This window comes from Hydrogenophaga sp. FW305-3-2-15-A-LB1 (assembly GCF_058787875.1).
In genome coordinates this window covers 94,168-113,111 of the sequence record NZ_JBYTAE010000003.1, presented here as the reverse complement: position 1 = coordinate 113,111, position 18,944 = coordinate 94,168, and the positions used below count along the sequence as shown (strand labels likewise).

Here is an 18,944-nt window from a genome sequence, read left to right as displayed (position 1 = left end):
GGTTTTTTTCCTCAGGGCAGCATGCGGCTGTCGCGGTGCTCGCCGTGGATGCGATCGCCCTCGACCCAGCAGGCATGCACACCCACCGAAATCCGCTCGGGCAGGATCACCGTGGCCAGGGGCCCTCGGGCGATGTCGGTGGCGTCGAACACCAGGGCCTCGGAGCGGTCCTGCACCATGTCGGTGACGTAGACCAGCAGGTAGCCGTCGTCTTCGCCCGTCGCGCCCAGGCGGCGCGCCATCTGGGGCTCGCTGCCATAACGGCCGGGCCCGTACTCGAAGCGCTGCGTGGCGCCGGTCTGCAGGTCGAACTTCTTCAAGCCGCAGAACAGCCACTCGCCCGGCTGGTAGAGGATGTTGTAGCTGTAGCGGTACGGACGGCCCACGTAGTCGTTGCTCACCACCGGGAACTCGGTGATCTCGTCGTCCAGGTACTGCTCCGTCGTCTGCCCCGTGCGCAGGTTGAAGCGCCAGCGGTGCATCATGGTCGGGTTGTTGTGCTTGTCCAGGCGCGCCTTCATGCGCGCATACACATCACCGCCTTCGGTCTTGCCCACAGGGTGCATCACGGGCCTGGGCATGATGCAGCCGTCCATGACGATCTCGTCGCCGTCCTCGTAGCAGTTGGACAGGTGCAGGATGTGGCAGGACGTGGCCTCGAACCACTTCACGTCGGCCCCACTGCCCCGGCGCGGGATCACCCCGAAGCGCGCCGGCACCTCCGGGTGGAACGCCAGCTTTCTCACCCCCTTCTTCAACAGCGCCGGATCGAAGAACTGCGGCGTGTCGTGCAGGATGGTGTAGTTCTTCGTGATGCCCAGGTCGTGCGGCCAGCGCGCGCCGGGCAGCTCCACCGGCACGTAGTGCACCAGCTGGTTGTGGCGGTCCACCACGCCGTAGTGCATGTAGGGCCAGACCTCCGGGTAGTTGAAGAACATCATCTCCCCGGTCTCCGGGTCCACCTTGTAGTGCGATCCGATGCCGTGCGGCATGACGTGCCGGGCCCAGCTGGCGTCAGGCCCCTGCGTGTCCAGCGAGATCGGGTCCAGGCGCCAGGGCTCGCTGCCCTGCGACATCGTGGCCAGCAGCCTGCCCGCGTGGCAGATGATGTCGGTGCCCGCGTTGTCCTTCATCGACCCCATCGCGCCCCAGCCGCGCCGCGCGCCCTTGTCCGGTTCGAGAATGCCGGTCCACAGCGACGCCTGGGCCGCCTGCTCCGCCAGGAAGCCCGTGGTGCGCACGAAGCGGCTGCGGTAGGACGCCTGGCCGTTCTGGAAATGCACGGCGTGCAGCATGCCGTCGCCATCGAAGGGGTGGTAGATCCCCATGGGCTCGTGCACCTGGTTGTGCGTGTTGCGGATGTAGAGGCCGTCCAGGTCCCTGGGAATCTCCCCGATGACCTTCAGGCTGCCCACGTGCGCGACATGCTCGTTGAAATTGGGCCGGAAGGCGCCGTTCAGAAACGGGTTGTCGGTGGGCTTGAGGGTGCTGTGAACGGTGTTGACGACGGTGCTGCTCATGTCGATGCTCCTCTTTCTGTGGGTCTCAGGCGCGCAAGGCGGGCAGCTCGGACAGGAAGCCCAGCAGCGCGGCGTTGAACGCCGGCGCCTGCTCCGCGAAGGCGTAGTGCGCGGCGCCGTCGATGCAGACGAAGCGCGAATCGGGAATCAGCGCGGTGAGCGACTGCATGCCCTCTGGCCGCCCCACCTTGTCCTGCGCGCCCGCGATCAGCAGCGTCGGCACGTTCACCGCCTTCAGGTTGTCCTCGCCGTCGTAGCCGACGATGGCTTCGATGGCGGCGCAGAACGTCTCGGCGCGCATGCCGGAGGCCACGTCCACCACCAGGTCCACCAGGGGCCCCGACGAGGTCGGCGCCAACATGCCGCGAATGACCGGCAAGGCCGCTTCCTTGAACGGCAGGCCGCGCCGGATAGGGCCGATGCGTTCTTCGGCGAAGGTCGCCTTGTCCTGCGCCGACTTGCGCGAGAAGGTGGCGACGGTGGCCGAGATCACCACGCCGTGCACCCGGCCCTGGGAGAGCAGCGAGGCCAGTGGCGCCACGATGCCGCCCATGCTGTGGCCCACCACCACATTGCGCCGGCTGCCTTCGCGTTCGATCAGGCGCGCGGCGGCTTCGGCCAGGCCTTCGATCGACAAGCCGCCTTGCGGCAAGGGGCTCAGGCCGTAGCCCGGCGCGTCCCAGGCCACCACCCGGTAGCCGGCCCGGACCAGGGTGTCGATGAGCGGGCGGAAGTAGGCTCGGCTGCCGTACGCGCCGTGGAGCAGGAAAACCGTGGTGTCGGCATCGCCGGCCACTTCGTAGTCAGGAAATCGGTAGGTGTTCATGCGGTGCAACTCTAAGAAGCGGCCCGCATTCGGGCGACCGATATGCGCTTCAGTTCCGCATGCCGGAACTGAAGAGGGTTCCGTGGCCGATGGCGAGTGTTTCGATACCATGGCTGGCGACCTCCGCCTGGCCCCCCTACGCACACCGACCGCGCATGTCCTCCATTCCCCACCCGAACGACCGGGGGTTCGTCGCCTCGCTGGCCAAGGGCTTGTCCATCCTGTCCGCCTTCGAGCAGTCGGACGTGCTGGGCAACCAGGAACTGGTGGAGATCACCGGCATGCCCAAAGCGACCGTGTCGCGCTTCACCGGCACCCTGGAGAAGCTGGGCTACCTGCGGTTCGACGACCAGGTCCGCAAATACCGGGTGGGCGGCCGCACGCTGAACTTCGGCTCCATCACCATGCAAAAGCATGGCATCCAACGCATCGCCGCCCCGCTCATGCGGCAACTGGCCCAGACGCTGGACGTCACCGTGCTGCTGGCCACGCGCGAACACGCCCACATGCTGCTGCTGGAGGTGGTCCGCCCGCCCGTCAGCACCATCACCATCAACAAGGCCGTGGGCGACCTGCTGGCGATGGAGACCACCTCCCTCGGGCTGGCCTACCTGGTGGCCGCCGCGGCCAACGAACGCACCGCCATCCTGAAAAACCTCCAGCGCATGGCCTCGGTGGACTGGACCAGCTACCGCGCGGACGTGGAGCGCGTCCATGCGGAGTACAGGCGGCTGGGGTTCGTCGTGTCCCGCCGCGTGCGCGGCGGCGTGTTGAGCGCGGCGGCGGTGCCCATCGTGACGGGCTCGGAAATCTTCGTGCTCTCCTGCGCGGGCCCTTCGCAGCAATTGAGCAAGACCCTGCTGGAAAAACGCGTCGGGCCCTTGGTGGCCCAGGCGGCCCGCAGCATCAAGGACGCCATGCGCGACCCGTGAATCGTCGCGCGCCCGGCCCCCGAGCCCTAGGGCTTGCGAATCACATAGGCCAGGGTGGCCCAGCTGTCGCCGGCAATGCGCCAACCGCCCGCCGTGAAGGCCTCGCTGTCGGTGGCCTCCAGGTTGCGCGCCGCGAGCGTGCCGGATACCGCGCCGCGATCCAAGCTGTTCAACGTGGACCAGGCGCTGGCGTTCGCGATCACCGGGTCATCGTCCACGGCGCCCCAGCACACCAAGCGCCCGCCCCCATCGGTCGAGCCCGCGCTGAAGGCGGGCGACAGCACCGTGGTTTCAGCGCCCCCCGCGCTCGCGCGCGTGGCGGTGGCGCCGACCGGTGTCGATGCGTCGAACTCGCCCGCGCGCACCTTGAGAACGGCGGCGGTCCACTGCTCGCTGGCACTCGGCGTGAACGTGCGCGTGCCGGCACTCCAGGCGCCCGTGGCGATGTACCGCCAGGCCTGCGCCCGCACCTCCGTGCCACTCGATGCGATCGGGCCCGCGATGGACGTGGCCATTTCACCGTTCGGGCCGGTGGGCGCGCTCACCGACGTGGTGTCCGTGCTGTCGTCCCAGGCCAGATGGAAGGTCAGCAGGTCGCCAGCCGCGGCAGCCGGATGGCTGACCGCCCAGCTGCTGCTCGCGGTGTTGTTGCCGCTGGCGGTCACGTCCGCAGCCACCGGGAAAGCGACCGTTGGCGCAACCGTGGCGAGGCTCGCCGGGGCCCAGGTCGCCAGGGTGATCGGCCCGGCGTACGTGTTCTGCGTCGTGGCCGTCTCGGTGCCCGTGACCGTGATGGGCTTGGACCGAAGGCGGGAGCTCGCCCAGTAGCCGAAGGTCCCGGAGGACTCTCCGGTGAGCACCGAATCCCAGCCCGACTGGTTGCCGGGAAAGGCACCGGACGACGCGTTCAGCCGGGTGTCCAGCGCGAGGGCCAGGCCGCCCGACACGCCGGACGCGCTGGCCACGCCCGGCGTGGTGCCATCGCCCGTCGCCTGGCCATAGCCACGCGCGGTGACACCCGTGGTGTCCTGGATGAAGCAGACGAAGGCGTGTGCGCCAGCCAGCGAATTCGCCTGCGTGAAGGCGATGGTGACGCTGCGGCCGGCGGCCCAGTTCGCCACCGGTGCCGTGCACACCCAGCCACCCGCCGCCGTGGCGATGGCGCCGTTGCCCGTTTGGCTGAAGGCTGCCGCGAAGTCCGAAGCGATGGAGGCCAGATCGGTATAAGGCACAGCCGTGTCATCGCTGCCCACGATGTGCACGGCCACGAATTCCGCCCACTGCGGCACGTTGACGGTGCGCGCGCCGGGCGTGGCCGAGGTGCCCAGGTCCACGACCTGAGGCACACCGAGAATGCTGGGCAGGTAGGTGAAATCGCTGCCATCGCCGCACGGGTCGGCGGGATTGTCCGCCAGGGGAGGCTCGCCGGGCATCGTGTCGTCGAACCGCCCGCTGCCAGCATCCATCGGCCAGTTGTGAATCAGGTTGCGCGTGCGAAACGGCACCGTCGAGCGGTACTCGCGGCGGTGCTCCGCCTCGGTCAGCACGGCCGTCCACATGCGCCAGCGCGCGATCGTGCAGTCGGTGTAGCCCGCCAGCTCGCCATAGCCGCCCCATTGCAGCGAGCGCTCGCCGGCCGTGCCCGCATTGGGCACGAACGCCATGGAGAGCACCACCGCGCCATCGAGCAACATGCGCACGGTGCCCGCGCCGTTGTAGTCGATGGCCAGGCGGTATTCCCGGCCCACCTCCAGCGTGTAGCTGGAGCTGACCGTGGGCGACCCGCCGTTGTAGCCCTCGAGCTGGCAAGTGATGCCGTCGGAATTCATGTAAAGCCCGACCCACGAAGCCGCGTTCGTGGTGCCGTACAAGGCGACGATCAGGGTATTGAGGTTGACGTCGGCTTCGAACCGGAACAGACCGGCGACCGACCATGGCGTGTTGAGTGCCGGGACCTCATGCCCCAGCGGCTCATGGATGTAGACCGCCTGATACGGCGCGTTGACGCGGATGGCCACTGTGTTCTCCCTCGGCGACCATGGGGCTCAACGCCGGTGGTTGAGGTTCAGGCTTTGCCGTTCGCCGGCCATTTTGGCTTAACGGCGTGCGCCGGCGCCTACAGCGTGCGGATGTAGGCCAGCAATTCGTCGCGAAGCGCCAGCGTGGCCGGCGACAGCGTGCCCTCGCGACGCCGATAGAGCGCAAATCGGCGCACGGAGCGAACGTCCTGCAGAGGCAGGATGCGGATCGCACCCTCTCCCGGCCCGGACAACGAGGTCACGAGCTGCCGAGGCATCCAGCCCAGGAACGAGCCCCCGGCCACCAACTGGCGCAACGCCGCCATGGACCGGGACTCCACGGTGGCCTGCGGCGGCGGCAGGTGGTGGTCCAGGTACATCTGCTTCAACTCGTCACGCGGCTGCGTTCCCCGTGGGGCCAGGGCCCAGGCCTCACCCAGCAAATCCTGCAAGCGCAGGTCCTGGCGCCCGCACAAACGGTGGGTGGCTCCCGTGACCACGTGGCAACCCTCCTGCCATTCGCTCTGGGAAACGGTGGTGATGTCATCGGAGGTGGACACGGCAAACGCCAAGGCCAGGTCGATCTCGCCACGGGCGAGCTGCTGCAGCAGGTCTTCCGAGAGCCCTTCGACCAAGACCACCTGCAGACCCGGCATCCGGGCCAGCAAGCGTTCCACCACGCCCGGCACGAAGCTCGCGAGCGCGCTGACCACCGCGCCAAAACGCACGACGCCCCCGGGCTGATCGCGCAGGGCATCGACTTCCTGCACGGCCCGGGAAGACTCGGACAGCATCAGCCTCGCATGAGGCTCCAGCCGCCGGCCGAAGTCCGTCAGCGCCACGCCGTACTGGTGCCGCTCGAACAAGGCCACGCCCAGTTGTGCCTCCAGCCGCCGAATGATCCGGCTGAGCGCCGGCTGCGTGATGTGCAGGCTCTCCGCCGCCTTGCTCAGGGAGCCCGCATCGATCACCGCCTGAAACGCATGAAGCTCGCGCAGATTCAACAGCATGGAGGGCATGGCCGCGGCCTTGGAGGAAGGGGATCGGATCTTAGTCTGCTCCGGTTCTTGAGCATTCCGATTCGGTATGCCTCAGGGCCCACATGGCATGTCCGGCGCGATGGGGCGTCCCTAGACTGCGCCACACCACAACGTTGCCCCACCAGGAGACACACATGCCCCTCTTCAGACAACTCGGCGCGGCCCTCGTCGCGTCGCTGGCGATCACCGCCCTGGCCGCGGACCCCTACCCCACCAAGCCCATCAAATGGGTGGTGGGCTATGCGGCGGGCGGCGGAACCGATGCCTTGGCCCGCACGGTCGGCGCGCAACTGGCGATCCAGATGGAGCAGCCGGTGCTGATCGAAAACCGCCCGGGTGGCGCCACGGTCATTGCCGCCGATGCCACCGCGAAGGCCGCAGGCGATGGCTACACCATGATGAGCGTCGATGGTGGCACCCTGGTCTACAACACGGCCTTGTTCAAAAAGCTCAGCTACCAACCGTCCAAGGACTTTGCTCCCGTGGCCTTGCTGGGGCGCTTCCCGTTGTTGCTGGCCGTCAACGCCACCTCCAACCTCACCGATGCGCGCCAGCTCATCGAAGAGATCAAGCGCAACCCCGGCAAGCTCAGCTACGGATCGCCCGGCGTGGGCGGGCCTCACCACCTCGCCATGGAAATGCTCAAGGACCGCAACAAGCTCGACGTGGTCCACACCCCCTACCGTGGCGCCGCGCCCGCCCTTCAGGACCTGCTGGGCGGCCAGATCCCGCTGATCGTGGTGGACACCGTCGCGGCCATGCCCATGATCAAGGCCGGCAAGATCAAGCCCCTCGCCACCTTCGGCAAGGCCCGCCTCGCCTCGCTGCCCAACGTGCCGTCGCTCATCGAACTGGGCTATGCCGACATTGAAATGCTGCCCTGGCAAGGCATCGTCGTTCCCGCCGCCACGCCCAAGGACGTGATCGCCAGACTCAGCGCGGAACTGCAGAAGGCGGTGGCCCACCCGTCGGTCAACAGCCGCCTGCTGGAGCTCGGCTTGATTCCGACGCCCACCGACACCGCCGCCATGGCGCTGCAATGGAAACAGGACGCGGACTACTGGCCCAAGCTGATTCAGCAAAAGGGCATCTCCGCCGAGTGACACCAGGGCCTGCGAAGTGCGGCGCTCCTGCGCACCGCTCGCTGCCACGATGAAAGATTGAAATGCTGAACAACGACGAACTCGCCGTCTTGCTGAAGGAACGGAAACAACTGCGCGAACAGGTGTCGCCCGAGGAATGGGGGGCCCGGGTGGAGCTGGCCGCCTGCTACCGGCTCATCGCCCATTTCCGCATGACCGACTGGATCTACAACCACATCTCCGCGCGGGTTCCAGGGTCGCACGAGCACTACCTCATCAACCCCTTCGGCCTGCTCTACGAAGAGGTGTCCGCCTCCAACCTGGTCAAGGTGGATGTGCACGGCAACCTGGCCGAGGACGTGCAGCTGGACGTGAACCCGGCCGCCTTCGTCATTCACGGCGCCATCCACAGCGCGCGCCCGGATGTGGGTTGCGTCCTGCACACGCACACCGCAGCCGGCGTGGCGGTGGCGGCACAGCAGGATGGCCTGCTGCCCATCTCGCAACACGCCATGCGCGTGTACGGGCAGCTCTGTTATCACGACTTCGAAGGCATCGCCCTGAACAACGACGAGCAACAGCGATTGATTGCCGACGTGGGCGACAGGAACGTCCTGATCCTGCGCAACCACGGGCTGCTCACCATGGGGCGCACCGTGCCGGAGGCGTTCGAGCTGATGTTCTACCTGGAGCGCGCCTGCCAGATTCAGATCGCCGCCACCTCGGGCACCCAGAAACTCATCTACCCCGCTGAAGACGTGTGCCGACACGCCATCGCGCAATTCGATGGCTCACCGTCCTACATCCAGGGACGTGATTGGCAAGCCTTGCTGCGCCTGCTCGACCGAACCGACCCTTCCTACAAGGAGTGAGGCGGGCGGCGGCCGCCTCGTGCGCTACTTGCCCTTGCGCGCCTTCGCCACGCCCACGCCGCGGACGGGCTTTTTCACGGCAGGCTTGTTCACCGAAGGCAAAGGGGATCCCCTGCCTGCGGGTGTCTGGGGCGACATGCCCGCGGCCAGCAGCGCCATGTGCTGGACCGCTTCCATCTGCCGCTGCGGGGAGCACTGCGCCAGGCTGCCCAGCACGGCGCTCTGGATGGGGTCGAGGGTCAGCTTCGCGTAGAGTCGTTCACCGGTGACGACGTAAAGAACGTCCACGCCGTGTTGGGCCACGACGTTCAGGAAGTCGGACTTCACAGCCGACACGCCGCGTTCCCAGTCTTGTTCTGTGCGAAGCGAAATGTCTCCCAACGCACCGAACACGAGCTGCGAGAGCCCGAGGCGCTCGCGCTCTTCACGCAAGCGAGCGCCCAGAAGTAAGCGAATATTCTCATTCATCTGTTAAAATAAGCGAATTTCAGCTCTTCTGTTAAGTCATTTGTGTATTTTCCCGTTACTCAATGCTAACTGAGTGACGCGGTCACGCTCTGGTGAAACATGGTCAAACCCGCCTTGCCCGCACGACGCAAACGAGCACCCAACGGCGCGATCAGCGAGCGCCCCATCGCACTGCGCTTGCTCCCAGACGAACTCGAACGCGTCAAAGAAAAGGCCGACAGGGAGCAACGCTCCATGGCCAGCGTGTGCCGCCTCGCGGTGCTGCGCGATCTGGGCCTGATGAAGAAGGACAAGCCGTGAAATTCCCCTGCCCCATTGCAATGCCCTGATCGGGCCACCGCAGCCGCGCGGCGCTACAACTCTCTGTCGCCATCCATCTTTTGAAGCGCGGCAGGCGGCACGCCCGTGTTGAATGTGAGGAGTTGGAGGTGCTGGCGCAGCTCATGCCACCCGGTCTTGACCTGTCCTCCGAACCGCTCCTCCGCGACCACGTGGCAGCGCCCCTTGTGGGCGTGCAGCACCTCGGAGGTGTCATCGTCACCGGTCATCTTGCGAAAGACCACAGCACCCGCGTCGGCGTCGTCGATCCAGCTCCCGCAAACGTCGCAGCAGATAACGGGCACGCTCCGGTGACCCTTGCTCATGACCTTGATCATCGCCCCTCCTGTTACAGGGTGAGTGAATGTCTCCATCCATCTTTGCATGCCTGCCCATCTCTGAGGATGGGTACAAATCCCGACCTCAGACCTGCGACTCGGGTAAGCGCTTGGTCAGATTGCGATGGCGCAGCGTGGAGGGCGCGATCCAACCCACCAACAAAAAAGCCCGGCAGGAGCCGGGCTTTTTGGGGAAATCATCTGGGGTGGCTGATGGGACTCGAACCCACGACAACAGGAATCACAATCCTGGACTCTACCAACTGAGCTACAGCCACCGCAAGCTAAGCATTATAGCCCGAACCGAAGCCCTCTCATCGGGCCGGTGCCGGCGTGGTGGCCGGCTCGGGCACCAGGATGCGGGCCTTGAAGCGTTCCTTGAGGCCTTCGACGTAGGCTTCGTTTTCGGCCGAGGCCCACCACTGGTTGTATTGCTGCACTTCCTGGGCCAGGGCTTGCGCCTCGCGCACGTCGCGCGGCAGCACCTTCTCCACCTTCACGATGGCGTAGCCCTGGTCGGCCAGGTTCACGCCCGTCCAGGCGGGCAATGTCTTCGGGTCCGCGCTCAGGGCGGCGGTCAGCACTTGCTGCGCAAGGCCTTGCGGATTCTCGCGGGACACCACGACGGCATTGCCCAGACCTTTGGCGTCGCCGCCCGCCTTCCAGGCCTGCAGCTGCTTCTCGCCTTCGGCGCGCGCCAGTTCGGCCGTGCGCTGAGCGACCAGGCGCCCACGCACCTGCTCGCGCACCTCCGCCAGGGGCTGGGTGTGGGCGGGCGAGTGCTTCACGACGCGCGCCGAGACCAGTTGGCCCGAACCCGTGTCGATCGCTTCGGTGTTGCGTTTCTTGTCGATGGACTCGGTGTCGAACAGCGCGCCGAGCAGGCGCTCGCTGGCCAGCGCGCCGGTGGCACCGGGTTGCGGCTGGCGTTGCACCGTGGCCTTGCGGACCTGCAGCTTCAGGCGATCGGCCGCGGGTTGCAGGGAATCGGCCTGTTCGTAGACGAGGTTGCTGAAGGTGTCGGCGGCTTCGGCGTACTGCTTCTGGGCCTGTTGCTTTTTCAACTCGGCTTCGATCTCGGGGCGCATGGATTCGAAGCTGCGCACCGGCGGCGCCTTGATGTCGGTGAGCTGGATGATGTGGAAACCGAAGTCGGTTTCCACCACATCGGAGATCGCGCCCTTGGCCAGCGAGAACACTGCGTCCTCGAAAGGCTTGACCATGGCACCACGGCCGAAGTAGTCGAGGTCACCGCCCTTGGCGGCCGAGCCCGGGTCTTGCGACTGGGCCTTGGCCACGTCGGCGAAGCTCGCGGGCTTGGCGCGCACCTGCGCGAGCAGTTCTTCGGCGCGCTTGCGCACGGCGTCCTTGTCGGCGGCGGGCGCGCCGGCCGGCACGGTCAGCAGGATGTGGCGCGCGCGGCGCTCCTCGGCGCCGGAGAGGCGCGAGGCGTTCTGTTCGTAATAAGTCTTCACGTCGGCTTCGTTGAAGGTCACGCTGTTCTGCAGCGCCGCCGCGTCGAGCACGAGGTATTCGATCTCGGCCTGCTCGGGCGCCTGGAACGATGCCTGGTTCGCGCTGTAGAAGGCTTCGATGTCGGCATCGGTCGGCTTGACCTGCGAAGCGAAGTCGCTGGCGGCGAAGCGCGCCACGCGCACTTCACGGCGTTCGAAGAAGGCGTTGAGCGAGACGTTGGCCAGCGCGGTGGGCGCGAAGCTCGAACCGAGGATGCCTTGCGACACCTGGCGCTGCGAGAGGTCGGCGCGCACGCGCGCTTCGAACATCTCGGGCGTCAAGCCTTGGCGGGCGACGAGCTGGCGGTAGGCCTCCACGTCGAGCGCGCCATCGGGCTTGCGCAGCGCGGCGATGGCTTCGTTCTGCTGCAGGTCGCGCGCCAGGCGCGCGTCGCTGGTGTACAGGTTGAGCTTGGTCGCGGCGGCGGCCAGCAGGCGCTGGCGCACCAGGCGCTCCAGCGTCGCGTAGCGCGCGCCATCGCTGTCGAGCAGGCGCGAGTCGAGCGAGGGCATCGCTTCGCGCAGGCGCTGAGACTCCTGCTGGTGCGCCTGGTCCCACTCGGCCTTGGTGATGTCTTTTCCATCGACGACAGCCACTGGTGCGCCGCTCTCGTTGAAGCGTGTGTAGCCTTCGATGCCGAACAGCACGAACGAGGGAATGATCAGGATCATCAGGAAGCCCATGAGGTACTTCTTGTGATTGCGGATGGAATCGAACATGCCTTGAATCCTGCTACGTGGTGCTGCCGTTTCCGACAACAAAAAAGGCGAACCCTGGTTCGCCTTTTCGATGGTGGTGGGTGCTGACGGGGTCGAACCGCCGACCTACGCCTTGTAAGGGCGCCGCTCTACCGACTGAGCTAAGCACCCCACCGGAAATCCGGTGAGCGCTTCAGTTCAGCGCATCCTTGAGTGCCTTGCCCGGGCGGAACTTCGGCACTTTGGCGGCCTTGATTTTAATCTCAGCGCCGGTGCGGGGGTTGCGGCCCTTGCGAGCGGGGCGTTTGGTCACGGCGAAAGAGCCAAAACCGACGAGCGACACAGTGCCACCCTTCTTGAGCGTGGTGCGGATCGCGGTGATGGTGGAGTCCAGTGCACGCGTTGCAGCCGCCTTGGAGATGTCGGCGTGCTTGGCAATGTGTTCGACGAGTTCTGTTTTGTTCACAAATAGCCCCTCTTGAAGGTGAAATGAATGTTCCGTAAGGACAGGTTTTTTCCGAAGACGGCGCGGGCCGCGGGCAAAAAACCCCAATCGCTCTAGACCGCAGGACGATGCCAACACCGTGGCAAACGCTGGGTGATTAGACCCACTGGGCACAACCCCTGTCAATACTGAGGAGCCTGGGCCCGGTGCCTGTCGGCGCAAGAGGCGAGATTCTAGACGCTTTCATCCACCGGATGTCGCGCGCAACAATCTGTCGCAACTCCACCCTTCCTTCACGAGGCCGCGAGCACCCCGGCAATGGCCTGGCCCACGTCGCGCGTGCCGGCCTGGCCCCCCAGGTCGGCGGTGCGCGGGGCACCGCTGCCGGGCTGCAGCACGGCCTCGATGGCCTGCATGATCGCGTCGTGTGCACCACGATGGCCCAGGAAGTCGAGCATCATTGCACCGCACCAAATCTGACCAATCGGGTTCGCGATCCCCTTGCCCGCGATGTCCGGCGCCGAGCCGTGCACCGGCTCGAACAGCGAGGGATGCTGGCGCGTGGGGTTGAGGTTGGCGCTGGGCGCGATGCCGATGGTGCCGGTGCAGGCCGGCCCGAGGTCGCTGAGGATGTCACCGAACAGGTTGCTGCCGACCACCACGTCGAAGAAGTCCGGGCGTTGCACGAAGTGCGCGGTGAGGATGTCGATGTGGAACTTGTCGACCTTCACGTCCGGGTATTCCTTGGCCATCTCGACCACGCGCTCGTCCCAGTAGGGCATGGTGATGGCGATGCCGTTGGACTTGGTGGCGCTGGTCAGGTGCTTCTTGGGGCGCGAGCGCGCGACCTCGAAGGCGTGGCGCAGCACACGGTCCACGCCGATGCGCGACATCACGGTTTCCTGTACCACGATCTCGCGCTCGGTGCCGGGGAACATGCGCCCACCGATGCTGGAATATTCACCTTCGGTGTTCTCGCGCACGATCACCATGTCGATCTCGCCGGGCGCGCGCGGGCTGCCGTCGCGGCGCACCACGGGCGCGGTGACGCCGGGCATGAGTCTTGCCGGACGGATGTTGACGTACTGGTCGAACTCGCGGCGGAACATCAGCAGCGAGCCCCAGAGCGACACGTGGTCGGGCACCTTGTCGGGCCAGCCCACCGCACCAAAGTAGATCGCGTCGTGGTCGCCGATCTGGTCCTTCCAGTTGTCGGGCAGCATCTTGCCGTGGCGCTCGTAATAGTCGCAGCTGGAAAAATCGAAGTGGTCGAACTGCAGGTCGATGCCGAACTTCGAGGCCGCGGCCTCCAGCACGCGAATGCCTTCGGGCATGACTTCGGTGCCGATGCCGTCCCCGGCGATGACGGCGATGCGGTGTTTGCTCATGGTTGCTCCTCGGAAGGGGATTGAAAAAAGGACAGGGCTTCGGCGATGAGGCGCTCGGGCGCCTCTTCCGCGATGTAGTGGCCACACGGCAGGGCGTGGCCCGAGACCTTGGCCGCGCGCTCGCGCCACAGCGCGAGCACATCGAAACAGCGTGCCACCGTGCCGTGTTCACCCCACAGCACGCGCAGCGGCTGCGGGAGCCGGCGGTGGGCCGCCACATCGGCGCGGTCGTGATCGAGGTCGATGGTGGCGCTGGCGCGGTAGTCTTCGCAGACCGATTCGGCGGTGCCGGGCAGCGCGGCGCAGCGCTCGTACTCGGCCAGCGCGGCCGGGTTGAACGGCGCCAGACCCGCGTGGCGGCTGCCCATGACGCTGCGCACATAGCGCGCCGGGTCGGCGCTGATGAGAGCCTCGGGCAGCGGCGGCGGCTGGATCAGGAAGAACCAGTGCCAGTAGGCGCGCGCGAAGGCTTCACCGGTCTGCTCGTACATGGCCAGGGTGGGCGCGATGTCCAGCAGCAGCAGGCATTTCACCGCCTCGGGGTGGTCGGCGGCCAGGCGGTGCGCCACGCGCGCGCCCCGATCGTGCGCCAGCACATCGAAACGCTCGAAGCCGTGATGCGCCATGGCGGCGATGGCGTCGAACGCCATCTCGCGCTTGCTGTGGGCGAGGTGCCCCGCGTCGGCGGCGGGCCGCGCGGAATCGCCGTAGCCGCGCAGGTCCATCAGCACCAAGGTGAAGTGCCGGGCCAGGGTGGGCGCCACGCGGTGCCACATGGCCATGCTCTGCGGGTGGCCGTGCAACAGCAGCAAGGGCGGCCCTTCCCCGCCGATGCGGGTGTGCAGGGCGACGCCATCGCGGTGCACGGTGTGGGGGAGGAATCCGTTCAACATGGGCGCCAGCATAGCCCGCATTGCGGCAATAATCCGGCAATTGATTCATTCCCAAAAGGAAACAATTGGACCGCCCCGATCTGGAACTCGTGCTCGCCGTCCGCCAGCATGGCAGCCTGGTGATGGCCGCGCGCGCGCTGCGCGTGGCGCCCTCGGTGGTCACCAAGCGCCTGGCCGCGCTCGAAGCCCGCCTGGGCCTGCGGCTGTTCCAGCGCACCACGCGGCGCGTGAGCCCCACGGCCGAGGGCGACACGCTGTGCGAGCGCGCGGTGCAGCTGCTGCGCGCCTTCGACGAGGTGGAGGCCGAGTTGCGCGAGCGCCAGGCCGAGCCCGCCGGCCCGATCCGGCTCGCGGCCACCTTCGGCTTCGGCCGGCTCTGGCTCGGGCCCGCGCTGGCCGAGTTCCAGGCGCGCCACGCCGGCATTCAGGTGCAGTTGCAGCTGACCGAGCAGTTGCCCGATCTCGCGGTGGAAGGCTTCGACGGCGCCATCTGGCTGTGGAACGCCCCCACCGAGCGCGCGGCCGAGTGGGTGTCGCGCCGCCTGGCGGCCAACCAGCGCGTGCTGGTGGCCTCGCCCGCCTACCTCGAGCGCCACGGTGCGCCTCGCAGCCTGCAAGAACTGCAACAACACGCCTGCCTGGTGGTGCGCGAGAACGGCGGCGGACCGGGCCAGCGCTTCGACCACTGGCGCCTGCAGCGCGCGTCGGACGCGCAGGTGCAGCACGTGCCGGTGAGCGGCCCGCTGTCGAGCAACTCGGGTGAGCTGGTGCGCGACTGGTGCCTGGCGGGCCACGGCCTCATGTTGCGCAGCCTGTGGGACATCGCGCCGCAGATCGCCAGCGGTGAGCTGGTGCGCGTGCTGCCCAGTTACGCCATGCCCGACGCCGACATCCACTGGCTGGCGCCGTACCGGCCGCAGACGCCGCGCCGCATCCGCCTGCTGGTGGACTTTCTGGTGGAGAGCTTCCGCAAGGAGCCCTGGAAAAAACGCGTCAGCGCGACGAAGAGCGCACCACCAGCGCCACGCCAAAAGCGGTGAGCGCGGTGCCGGCCAGGGTGACGGCCGTGATGGGTTCGGCGAACAGCAGCCAGGCGATGAGCGCGGTGCACGGTGGCACCAGGTACATCAGGCTGGTGACCGAGGCGGCCGCGCCGCGCTGGATCAGCAGGTAGAGCAGCGAACTGCCGCCCAGCGTGAGGCCCAGCACCGACCAGGCCATGGCGCCGATGAGTTCGCCGTTCCAGTCCATCAGCTCGGCTTCCAGCAGCGTGAGCGGCAGGGTCACCAGCAGCGCCGCGAGCAGTTGCACCGCGTTGGCGGTGCGCACGTCGCAGGCGGCCACGAAGCGCTTCTGGTACAGCGTGCCCACGGTGATGGCGATCAGGGCCATCACGGCAAAAGAGAGGTTGAGCCAGTTGGCCTGATCGCCCGGCCCGCCCGAGCCGAACTTGCGCGAGACCACCAGCACCAGGCCGGCGAAGCCCAGCACCAGGCCCAGCCACTGGCGTTTGGACACCTTGGAGCCGGTGCCCGAGAGCCAGATGGCGGTGAGCACCGGCTGCAGGCCGACGATGAGCGAGGACAGGCCCGAGCCCATGCCGGCCTTCACCGCCGCCCACACGCCGCCGAGGTAACCCGCGTGCATGAGCACGCCGGTGACCGCGAGGTGAAACCACTGGGTGCGGTTGCTCGGCCACTTCACACCGGCCAGGAAGATCCAGGGCAGGAAACACGCGATGGACAGCGCGTAGCGCACGGCGAGGAACTTCATCGGCGGCGCGTGCGGCATGCCGTAGCGCGCCACGATGAAGCCCGTGCTCCAGATCAGCACGAACACCCAGGGCATGGCGCGCAGCCATGCGTTGTCTTGCGCCGGAGAATTCATGGCAGCGCCTCAGCGCGACTTGGCGCGGATCTCGGGGATGGCCTTCTGCAGGTAATACACCATGGACCAGATGGTCAGCACGGCGGATATCCAGATCAGCCAGGTGCCCCACAGCTGCGTGTCGATCATGCCGAACAGCGTGCCGTGGAACAGCAGGAAGGGAATCGCCACCATCTGCACGGTGGTCTTGACCTTGCCGATCATGTGCACGGCCACGCTCTTGGTCGCGCCGATGATGGCCATCCACTCGCGCAGCGACGAAATGGCGATCTCGCGGCCGATGATGATGAGGGCCACGAACACGTCGGCGCGGTCCAGGTGCACCAGCACCAGCAGGCTGGCGCACACCAGGAACTTGTCGGCCACCGGGTCGAGGAAGGCGCCGAAGGCCGAGGTCTGGTTGAGTTTGCGGGCCAGGTAACCGTCGGCCCAGTCGGTCAGCGCGAACACGATGAACAGCACCGTGGCGATCAGGTTCTGCTGGGCCGGGCTGAGGTTCTCCAGATAGAACACCCCCACGATCAGCGGGATGGCGACGATGCGGGCCCAGGTGAGCAGGGTGGGGAGGTTGAAGAACATGGGCCGATTATGCGTTGGCAACCCGGAAACCGCAGCAGGCGGGCTCTTCAGTGCAAGGCGCGGTAGATCGCGTCCGCCAGCTCGGGGGAGATGCCTTCCACCGTGCTCAGGTCTTCCACGCTGGCCGAGGCCACGCCGCGCACCCCGCCGAAGCGCTGCAGCAGGCGCGCGCGCTTCTTGGGGCCGACGCCGGGAATGTCCTCCAGCCTGCTGCCGCCGGTGCGCACCTTGGCGCGCTGCGCGCGCATGCCGGTGATGGCGAAGCGGTGGGCCTCGTCGCGGATCTGCGCCACCAGCATGAGCGCGGCGGAGTCGTGGCCGAGGTAGACCTTCTCGCGGCCGTCGGCGAACACCAGTTCCTCCAGGCCGACCTTGCGGCCCTCGCCCTTTTCCACGCCGACGATGAGCGACAGGTCCAGGCCGAGCTGCTCGAAGACCTCGCGCGCCATGCTGACCTGGCCCTTGCCGCCGTCGACCAGCACCAGGTCGGGCATGCGCGGGCCGGCCACGGACTCGACCGTGGGCTCGGTGGCCAGCGCCTCGTCCGGCGCGTCGGCGGCCACCGCGACCTCGGTGGGCGGGAGGGCGGGCGCGCCCTCTTCCGCCCGCAGGGCCTCGGCGATGCGGCCGTAGCGGCGCAGCAGCACCTGGCGCATGGCGGCGTAGTCGTCGCCCGGGGTGATGCCCTCGATCTTGTAGCGGCGGTACTGGCTGTTCTGCATCTTGTGGCCTTCGAACACCACGCAGGACGCCTGGGTGGATTCACCCGCGGTGTGCGAGATGTCGAAGCATTCGATGCGCAGCGTGTCGAGCTGGTCGTCGGGCAGGTTCAGCGCATCGGCCAGCGCGCGCGTGCGGGCCTGCTGGCTGCCTTCTTCGGCCAGCAGGCGCGCGAGCGCGATGTCGGCGTTCTTCTGCGCCATCTCCAGCCAGATGCGGCGGTGCTCGCGCGGGTGGTGCACCGCGTTCACCTTGGCGCCGATCTGCTCGGTCAGCGCGTCCAGCAGCGGCTTGCCCACCGCGTGGCTGGTCACCAGCGTGTGCGGCATGGCCACGCCCAGGTAGTGCTGGGCGATGAAGGCCTCCAGCACCTGCACGGCCACGCGTTCGGCGGGGTCCGCCGGCTTGGGGGCTTCACCGCCCTCCTCGGCCAGCGCGTTGTCGATGGCGGTGGCGTCGTCCACGTGGGCAGGGAAGTACGGCCGGTCGCCCAGGTGGCGGCCGCCGCGGATCATCGCGAGGTTCACGCAGGCCCGCCCGCCGTGCACCTTCACCGCGAGCACGTCCACGTCCTTGTCCGACACGGTGTCCATGGCCTGCTGGTGCAGCACGCGCGAGAGCGCGCTCATCTGGTTGCGGATCTCGGCGGCCTGTTCGAACTCCAGCTTCTCGGCGTGCGCGAGCATGCGCTGCTCCAGCGTGTCGAGCACGGCCTGGGTCTCGCCGCGCAGGAAGCGCTCGGCGTCGCGCACGTCCTGCGCATAGGCCTCGTGGTCGATCAGGTCCACGCAGGGGCCGCTGCAGCGCTTGATCTGGTACAGCAGGCAGGGCCGCGTGCGGTTGGCGAACACCGTGTCCTCGCAGGTGCGCAGGCGGAACACCTTCTGCAGCAGGGTGATGGATTCCTTCACCGCCCAGGCGCTGGGGTATGGGCCGTAGTAGCTGTGGCGGCGGTCGACCACGCCCCGGTAGTACGCCATGCGCGGAAACGCGAGCGAGGGCGAGGGCAGGCGGGCCGAGGGCTTGAACACCTCGCGCGTGCCGGTGATCTTGAGGTAGGGGTAGCTCTTGTCGTCGCGGAACAGGATGTTGAACTTGGGGTTCAACGTCTTGATGAGGTTGTTTTCCAGCAGCAGCGCCTCGGCCTCGGAGCGCACCACGGTGGTCTCCATGCGCACGATCTTGCCGACCATGTGGCCGATGCGCGTGCCGTCGTGGTTCTTCTGGAAATAGCTCGACACGCGCTTCTTGAGGTTGCGCGCCTTGCCCACGTAGAGCAGCTGCCCCTGGGCGTCGAAGTAGCGGTACACGCCGGGCAGGCCCGGCAGTGCGGCCACCTCGCTGAGCAGTTGTTCGGAATGCGTGTCGGACATGGGCGCGTATTGTGGCCCGTCCCCGCCAGCCC

At 67.3% G+C, this 18,944-nt stretch carries 18 protein-coding genes and 2 tRNA genes; 5 read left to right on the top strand and 15 right to left on the bottom strand.

What is annotated here, in order from left to right; translation table 11 throughout:
• Positions 1–11: 11 nt before the first annotated feature.
• Positions 12–1,520, bottom strand: a complete 1,509-nt coding sequence (locus tag AC3WPZ_RS01640) for a carotenoid oxygenase family protein (protein ID WP_382156849.1) — start codon at positions 1,518–1,520, stop codon at positions 12–14.
• A gap of 25 nt (positions 1,521–1,545) precedes the next feature.
• The gene (locus AC3WPZ_RS01635) at positions 1,546–2,346 is read right to left on the bottom strand and encodes an alpha/beta fold hydrolase (RefSeq protein WP_444686870.1); all 801 of its coding nucleotides are present in this window, start codon (positions 2,344–2,346) and stop codon (positions 1,546–1,548) included.
• Between the two features lie 155 nt (positions 2,347–2,501).
• On the opposite strand from AC3WPZ_RS01635, the gene AC3WPZ_RS01630 reads away from it, so the two are divergent.
• The gene (locus AC3WPZ_RS01630) at positions 2,502–3,278 is read left to right on the top strand and encodes an IclR family transcriptional regulator (RefSeq protein ID WP_382326409.1); all 777 of its coding nucleotides are present in this window, start codon (positions 2,502–2,504) and stop codon (positions 3,276–3,278) included.
• Between the two features lie 26 nt (positions 3,279–3,304).
• On the opposite strand, the gene AC3WPZ_RS01625 is transcribed toward AC3WPZ_RS01630, so the two are convergent.
• Both AC3WPZ_RS01625 and AC3WPZ_RS01620 read right to left on the bottom strand, forming a co-directional pair.
• Positions 3,305–5,296 carry a LamG-like jellyroll fold domain-containing protein gene (locus tag AC3WPZ_RS01625; protein ID WP_444686871.1) on the bottom strand — a complete coding sequence of 664 codons (1,992 nt, stop codon included), beginning with the start codon at positions 5,294–5,296 and terminating at the stop codon, positions 3,305–3,307.
• Between the two features lie 98 nt (positions 5,297–5,394).
• Positions 5,395–6,315 (bottom strand): LysR family transcriptional regulator, encoded by a 921-nt coding sequence (locus AC3WPZ_RS01620; RefSeq protein WP_492437851.1) that lies wholly within the window; start codon positions 6,313–6,315, stop codon positions 5,395–5,397.
• Positions 6,316–6,470: 155 nt separating this feature from the next.
• On the opposite strand from AC3WPZ_RS01620, the gene AC3WPZ_RS01615 reads away from it, so the two are divergent.
• A complete protein-coding gene (locus tag AC3WPZ_RS01615; RefSeq protein WP_444686873.1) occupies positions 6,471–7,439 on the top strand; it encodes a Bug family tripartite tricarboxylate transporter substrate binding protein in 969 nt (322 codons plus the stop codon).
• A 62-nt stretch (positions 7,440–7,501) separates the two neighbouring features.
• Positions 7,502–8,290, top strand: a complete 789-nt coding sequence (locus AC3WPZ_RS01610; RefSeq protein ID WP_444686874.1) for a class II aldolase/adducin family protein — start codon at positions 7,502–7,504, stop codon at positions 8,288–8,290.
• Between the two features lie 24 nt (positions 8,291–8,314).
• On the opposite strand, the gene AC3WPZ_RS01605 is transcribed toward AC3WPZ_RS01610, so the two are convergent.
• A complete protein-coding gene (locus AC3WPZ_RS01605) occupies positions 8,315–8,758 on the bottom strand; it encodes a helix-turn-helix domain-containing protein (protein ID WP_444686875.1) in 444 nt (147 codons plus the stop codon).
• 99 nt (positions 8,759–8,857) lie between these two features.
• Here AC3WPZ_RS01605 and AC3WPZ_RS01600 point away from each other — a divergent pair, with 99 nt between their 5' ends.
• Entirely contained in the window at positions 8,858–9,058 is a 201-nt protein-coding gene (locus tag AC3WPZ_RS01600; protein WP_444686876.1) for a hypothetical protein, read from the top strand.
• A gap of 53 nt (positions 9,059–9,111) precedes the next feature.
• On the opposite strand, the gene AC3WPZ_RS01595 is transcribed toward AC3WPZ_RS01600, so the two are convergent.
• The 7 genes from AC3WPZ_RS01595 to AC3WPZ_RS01565 all read right to left on the bottom strand — a co-directional run bounded on the left by AC3WPZ_RS01595 (position 9,112) and on the right by AC3WPZ_RS01565 (position 14,353).
• Complete coding sequence (locus tag AC3WPZ_RS01595; RefSeq protein WP_382320536.1) at positions 9,112–9,414, bottom strand: hypothetical protein; 303 nt, start codon at positions 9,412–9,414, stop codon at positions 9,112–9,114.
• A 202-nt stretch (positions 9,415–9,616) separates the two neighbouring features.
• Positions 9,617–9,692: transfer RNA gene (locus AC3WPZ_RS01590), tRNA-His, on the bottom strand.
• Between the two features lie 36 nt (positions 9,693–9,728).
• Positions 9,729–11,648 (bottom strand): SurA N-terminal domain-containing protein, encoded by a 1,920-nt coding sequence (locus AC3WPZ_RS01585; protein WP_444686877.1) that lies wholly within the window; start codon positions 11,646–11,648, stop codon positions 9,729–9,731.
• Positions 11,649–11,722: 74 nt separating this feature from the next.
• A tRNA-Val gene (locus AC3WPZ_RS01580) sits at positions 11,723–11,798 on the bottom strand.
• Positions 11,799–11,820: 22 nt separating this feature from the next.
• Positions 11,821–12,093 (bottom strand): HU family DNA-binding protein, encoded by a 273-nt coding sequence (locus AC3WPZ_RS01575; RefSeq protein WP_066158910.1) that lies wholly within the window; start codon positions 12,091–12,093, stop codon positions 11,821–11,823.
• A 272-nt stretch (positions 12,094–12,365) separates the two neighbouring features.
• Positions 12,366–13,460, bottom strand: a complete 1,095-nt coding sequence (locus AC3WPZ_RS01570; RefSeq protein ID WP_444686878.1) for a tartrate dehydrogenase — start codon at positions 13,458–13,460, stop codon at positions 12,366–12,368.
• The gene (locus AC3WPZ_RS01565; RefSeq protein ID WP_444686879.1) at positions 13,457–14,353 is read right to left on the bottom strand and encodes an alpha/beta fold hydrolase; all 897 of its coding nucleotides are present in this window, start codon (positions 14,351–14,353) and stop codon (positions 13,457–13,459) included. The genes AC3WPZ_RS01570 and AC3WPZ_RS01565 overlap by 4 nt, the downstream gene beginning before the upstream one ends.
• A gap of 65 nt (positions 14,354–14,418) precedes the next feature.
• Between AC3WPZ_RS01565 and AC3WPZ_RS01560 the strand changes: the two genes are divergently transcribed.
• Positions 14,419–15,393, top strand: a complete 975-nt coding sequence (locus tag AC3WPZ_RS01560; RefSeq protein ID WP_444686880.1) for a LysR family transcriptional regulator — start codon at positions 14,419–14,421, stop codon at positions 15,391–15,393.
• Here the strand turns inward: AC3WPZ_RS01560 and AC3WPZ_RS01555 are convergent.
• Genes AC3WPZ_RS01555 through uvrC form a run of 3 tightly spaced genes read right to left on the bottom strand, consistent with a single transcriptional unit; the run spans position 15,347 to position 18,912 of the window.
• The gene (locus AC3WPZ_RS01555; RefSeq protein WP_444686881.1) at positions 15,347–16,240 is read right to left on the bottom strand and encodes a DMT family transporter; all 894 of its coding nucleotides are present in this window, start codon (positions 16,238–16,240) and stop codon (positions 15,347–15,349) included. The two genes, AC3WPZ_RS01560 and AC3WPZ_RS01555, sit on opposite strands and share 47 nt — an antisense overlap.
• Before the next feature lie 9 nt (positions 16,241–16,249).
• Entirely contained in the window at positions 16,250–16,819 is a 570-nt protein-coding gene (gene pgsA / locus AC3WPZ_RS01550; RefSeq protein ID WP_444686882.1) for a CDP-diacylglycerol--glycerol-3-phosphate 3-phosphatidyltransferase, read from the bottom strand.
• Between the two features lie 47 nt (positions 16,820–16,866).
• Positions 16,867–18,912, bottom strand: a complete 2,046-nt coding sequence (gene uvrC, locus AC3WPZ_RS01545) for an excinuclease ABC subunit UvrC (RefSeq protein ID WP_444686883.1) — start codon at positions 18,910–18,912, stop codon at positions 16,867–16,869.
• Between the last annotated feature and the right edge of the window lie 32 nt (positions 18,913–18,944).

Bases quoted from the DNA above. Each gene is read 5' to 3' on its own strand.
- AC3WPZ_RS01565 (WP_444686879.1), bottom strand. From the start codon at position 14,353: ATGTTGAACGGATTCCTCCCCCACACCGTGCACCGCGATGGCGTCGCC.
- AC3WPZ_RS01600 (WP_444686876.1), top strand. From the start codon at position 8,858: ATGGTCAAACCCGCCTTGCCCGCACGACGCAAACGAGCACCCAACGGC.
- AC3WPZ_RS01610 (WP_444686874.1), top strand. From the start codon at position 7,502: ATGCTGAACAACGACGAACTCGCCGTCTTGCTGAAGGAACGGAAACAA.
- AC3WPZ_RS01595 (WP_382320536.1), bottom strand. From the start codon at position 9,414: ATGATCAAGGTCATGAGCAAGGGTCACCGGAGCGTGCCCGTTATCTGC.
- AC3WPZ_RS01615 (WP_444686873.1), top strand. From the start codon at position 6,471: ATGCCCCTCTTCAGACAACTCGGCGCGGCCCTCGTCGCGTCGCTGGCG.
- uvrC (WP_444686883.1), bottom strand. From the start codon at position 18,912: ATGTCCGACACGCATTCCGAACAACTGCTCAGCGAGGTGGCCGCACTG.
- pgsA (WP_444686882.1), bottom strand. From the start codon at position 16,819: ATGTTCTTCAACCTCCCCACCCTGCTCACCTGGGCCCGCATCGTCGCC.
- AC3WPZ_RS01605 (WP_444686875.1), bottom strand. From the start codon at position 8,758: ATGAATGAGAATATTCGCTTACTTCTGGGCGCTCGCTTGCGTGAAGAG.
- AC3WPZ_RS01635 (WP_444686870.1), bottom strand. From the start codon at position 2,346: ATGAACACCTACCGATTTCCTGACTACGAAGTGGCCGGCGATGCCGAC.
- AC3WPZ_RS01570 (WP_444686878.1), bottom strand. From the start codon at position 13,460: ATGAGCAAACACCGCATCGCCGTCATCGCCGGGGACGGCATCGGCACC.
- AC3WPZ_RS01585 (WP_444686877.1), bottom strand. From the start codon at position 11,648: ATGTTCGATTCCATCCGCAATCACAAGAAGTACCTCATGGGCTTCCTG.
- AC3WPZ_RS01555 (WP_444686881.1), bottom strand. From the start codon at position 16,240: ATGAATTCTCCGGCGCAAGACAACGCATGGCTGCGCGCCATGCCCTGG.
- AC3WPZ_RS01640 (WP_382156849.1), bottom strand. From the start codon at position 1,520: ATGAGCAGCACCGTCGTCAACACCGTTCACAGCACCCTCAAGCCCACC.
- AC3WPZ_RS01630 (WP_382326409.1), top strand. From the start codon at position 2,502: ATGTCCTCCATTCCCCACCCGAACGACCGGGGGTTCGTCGCCTCGCTG.
- AC3WPZ_RS01620 (WP_492437851.1), bottom strand. From the start codon at position 6,315: ATGCCCTCCATGCTGTTGAATCTGCGCGAGCTTCATGCGTTTCAGGCG.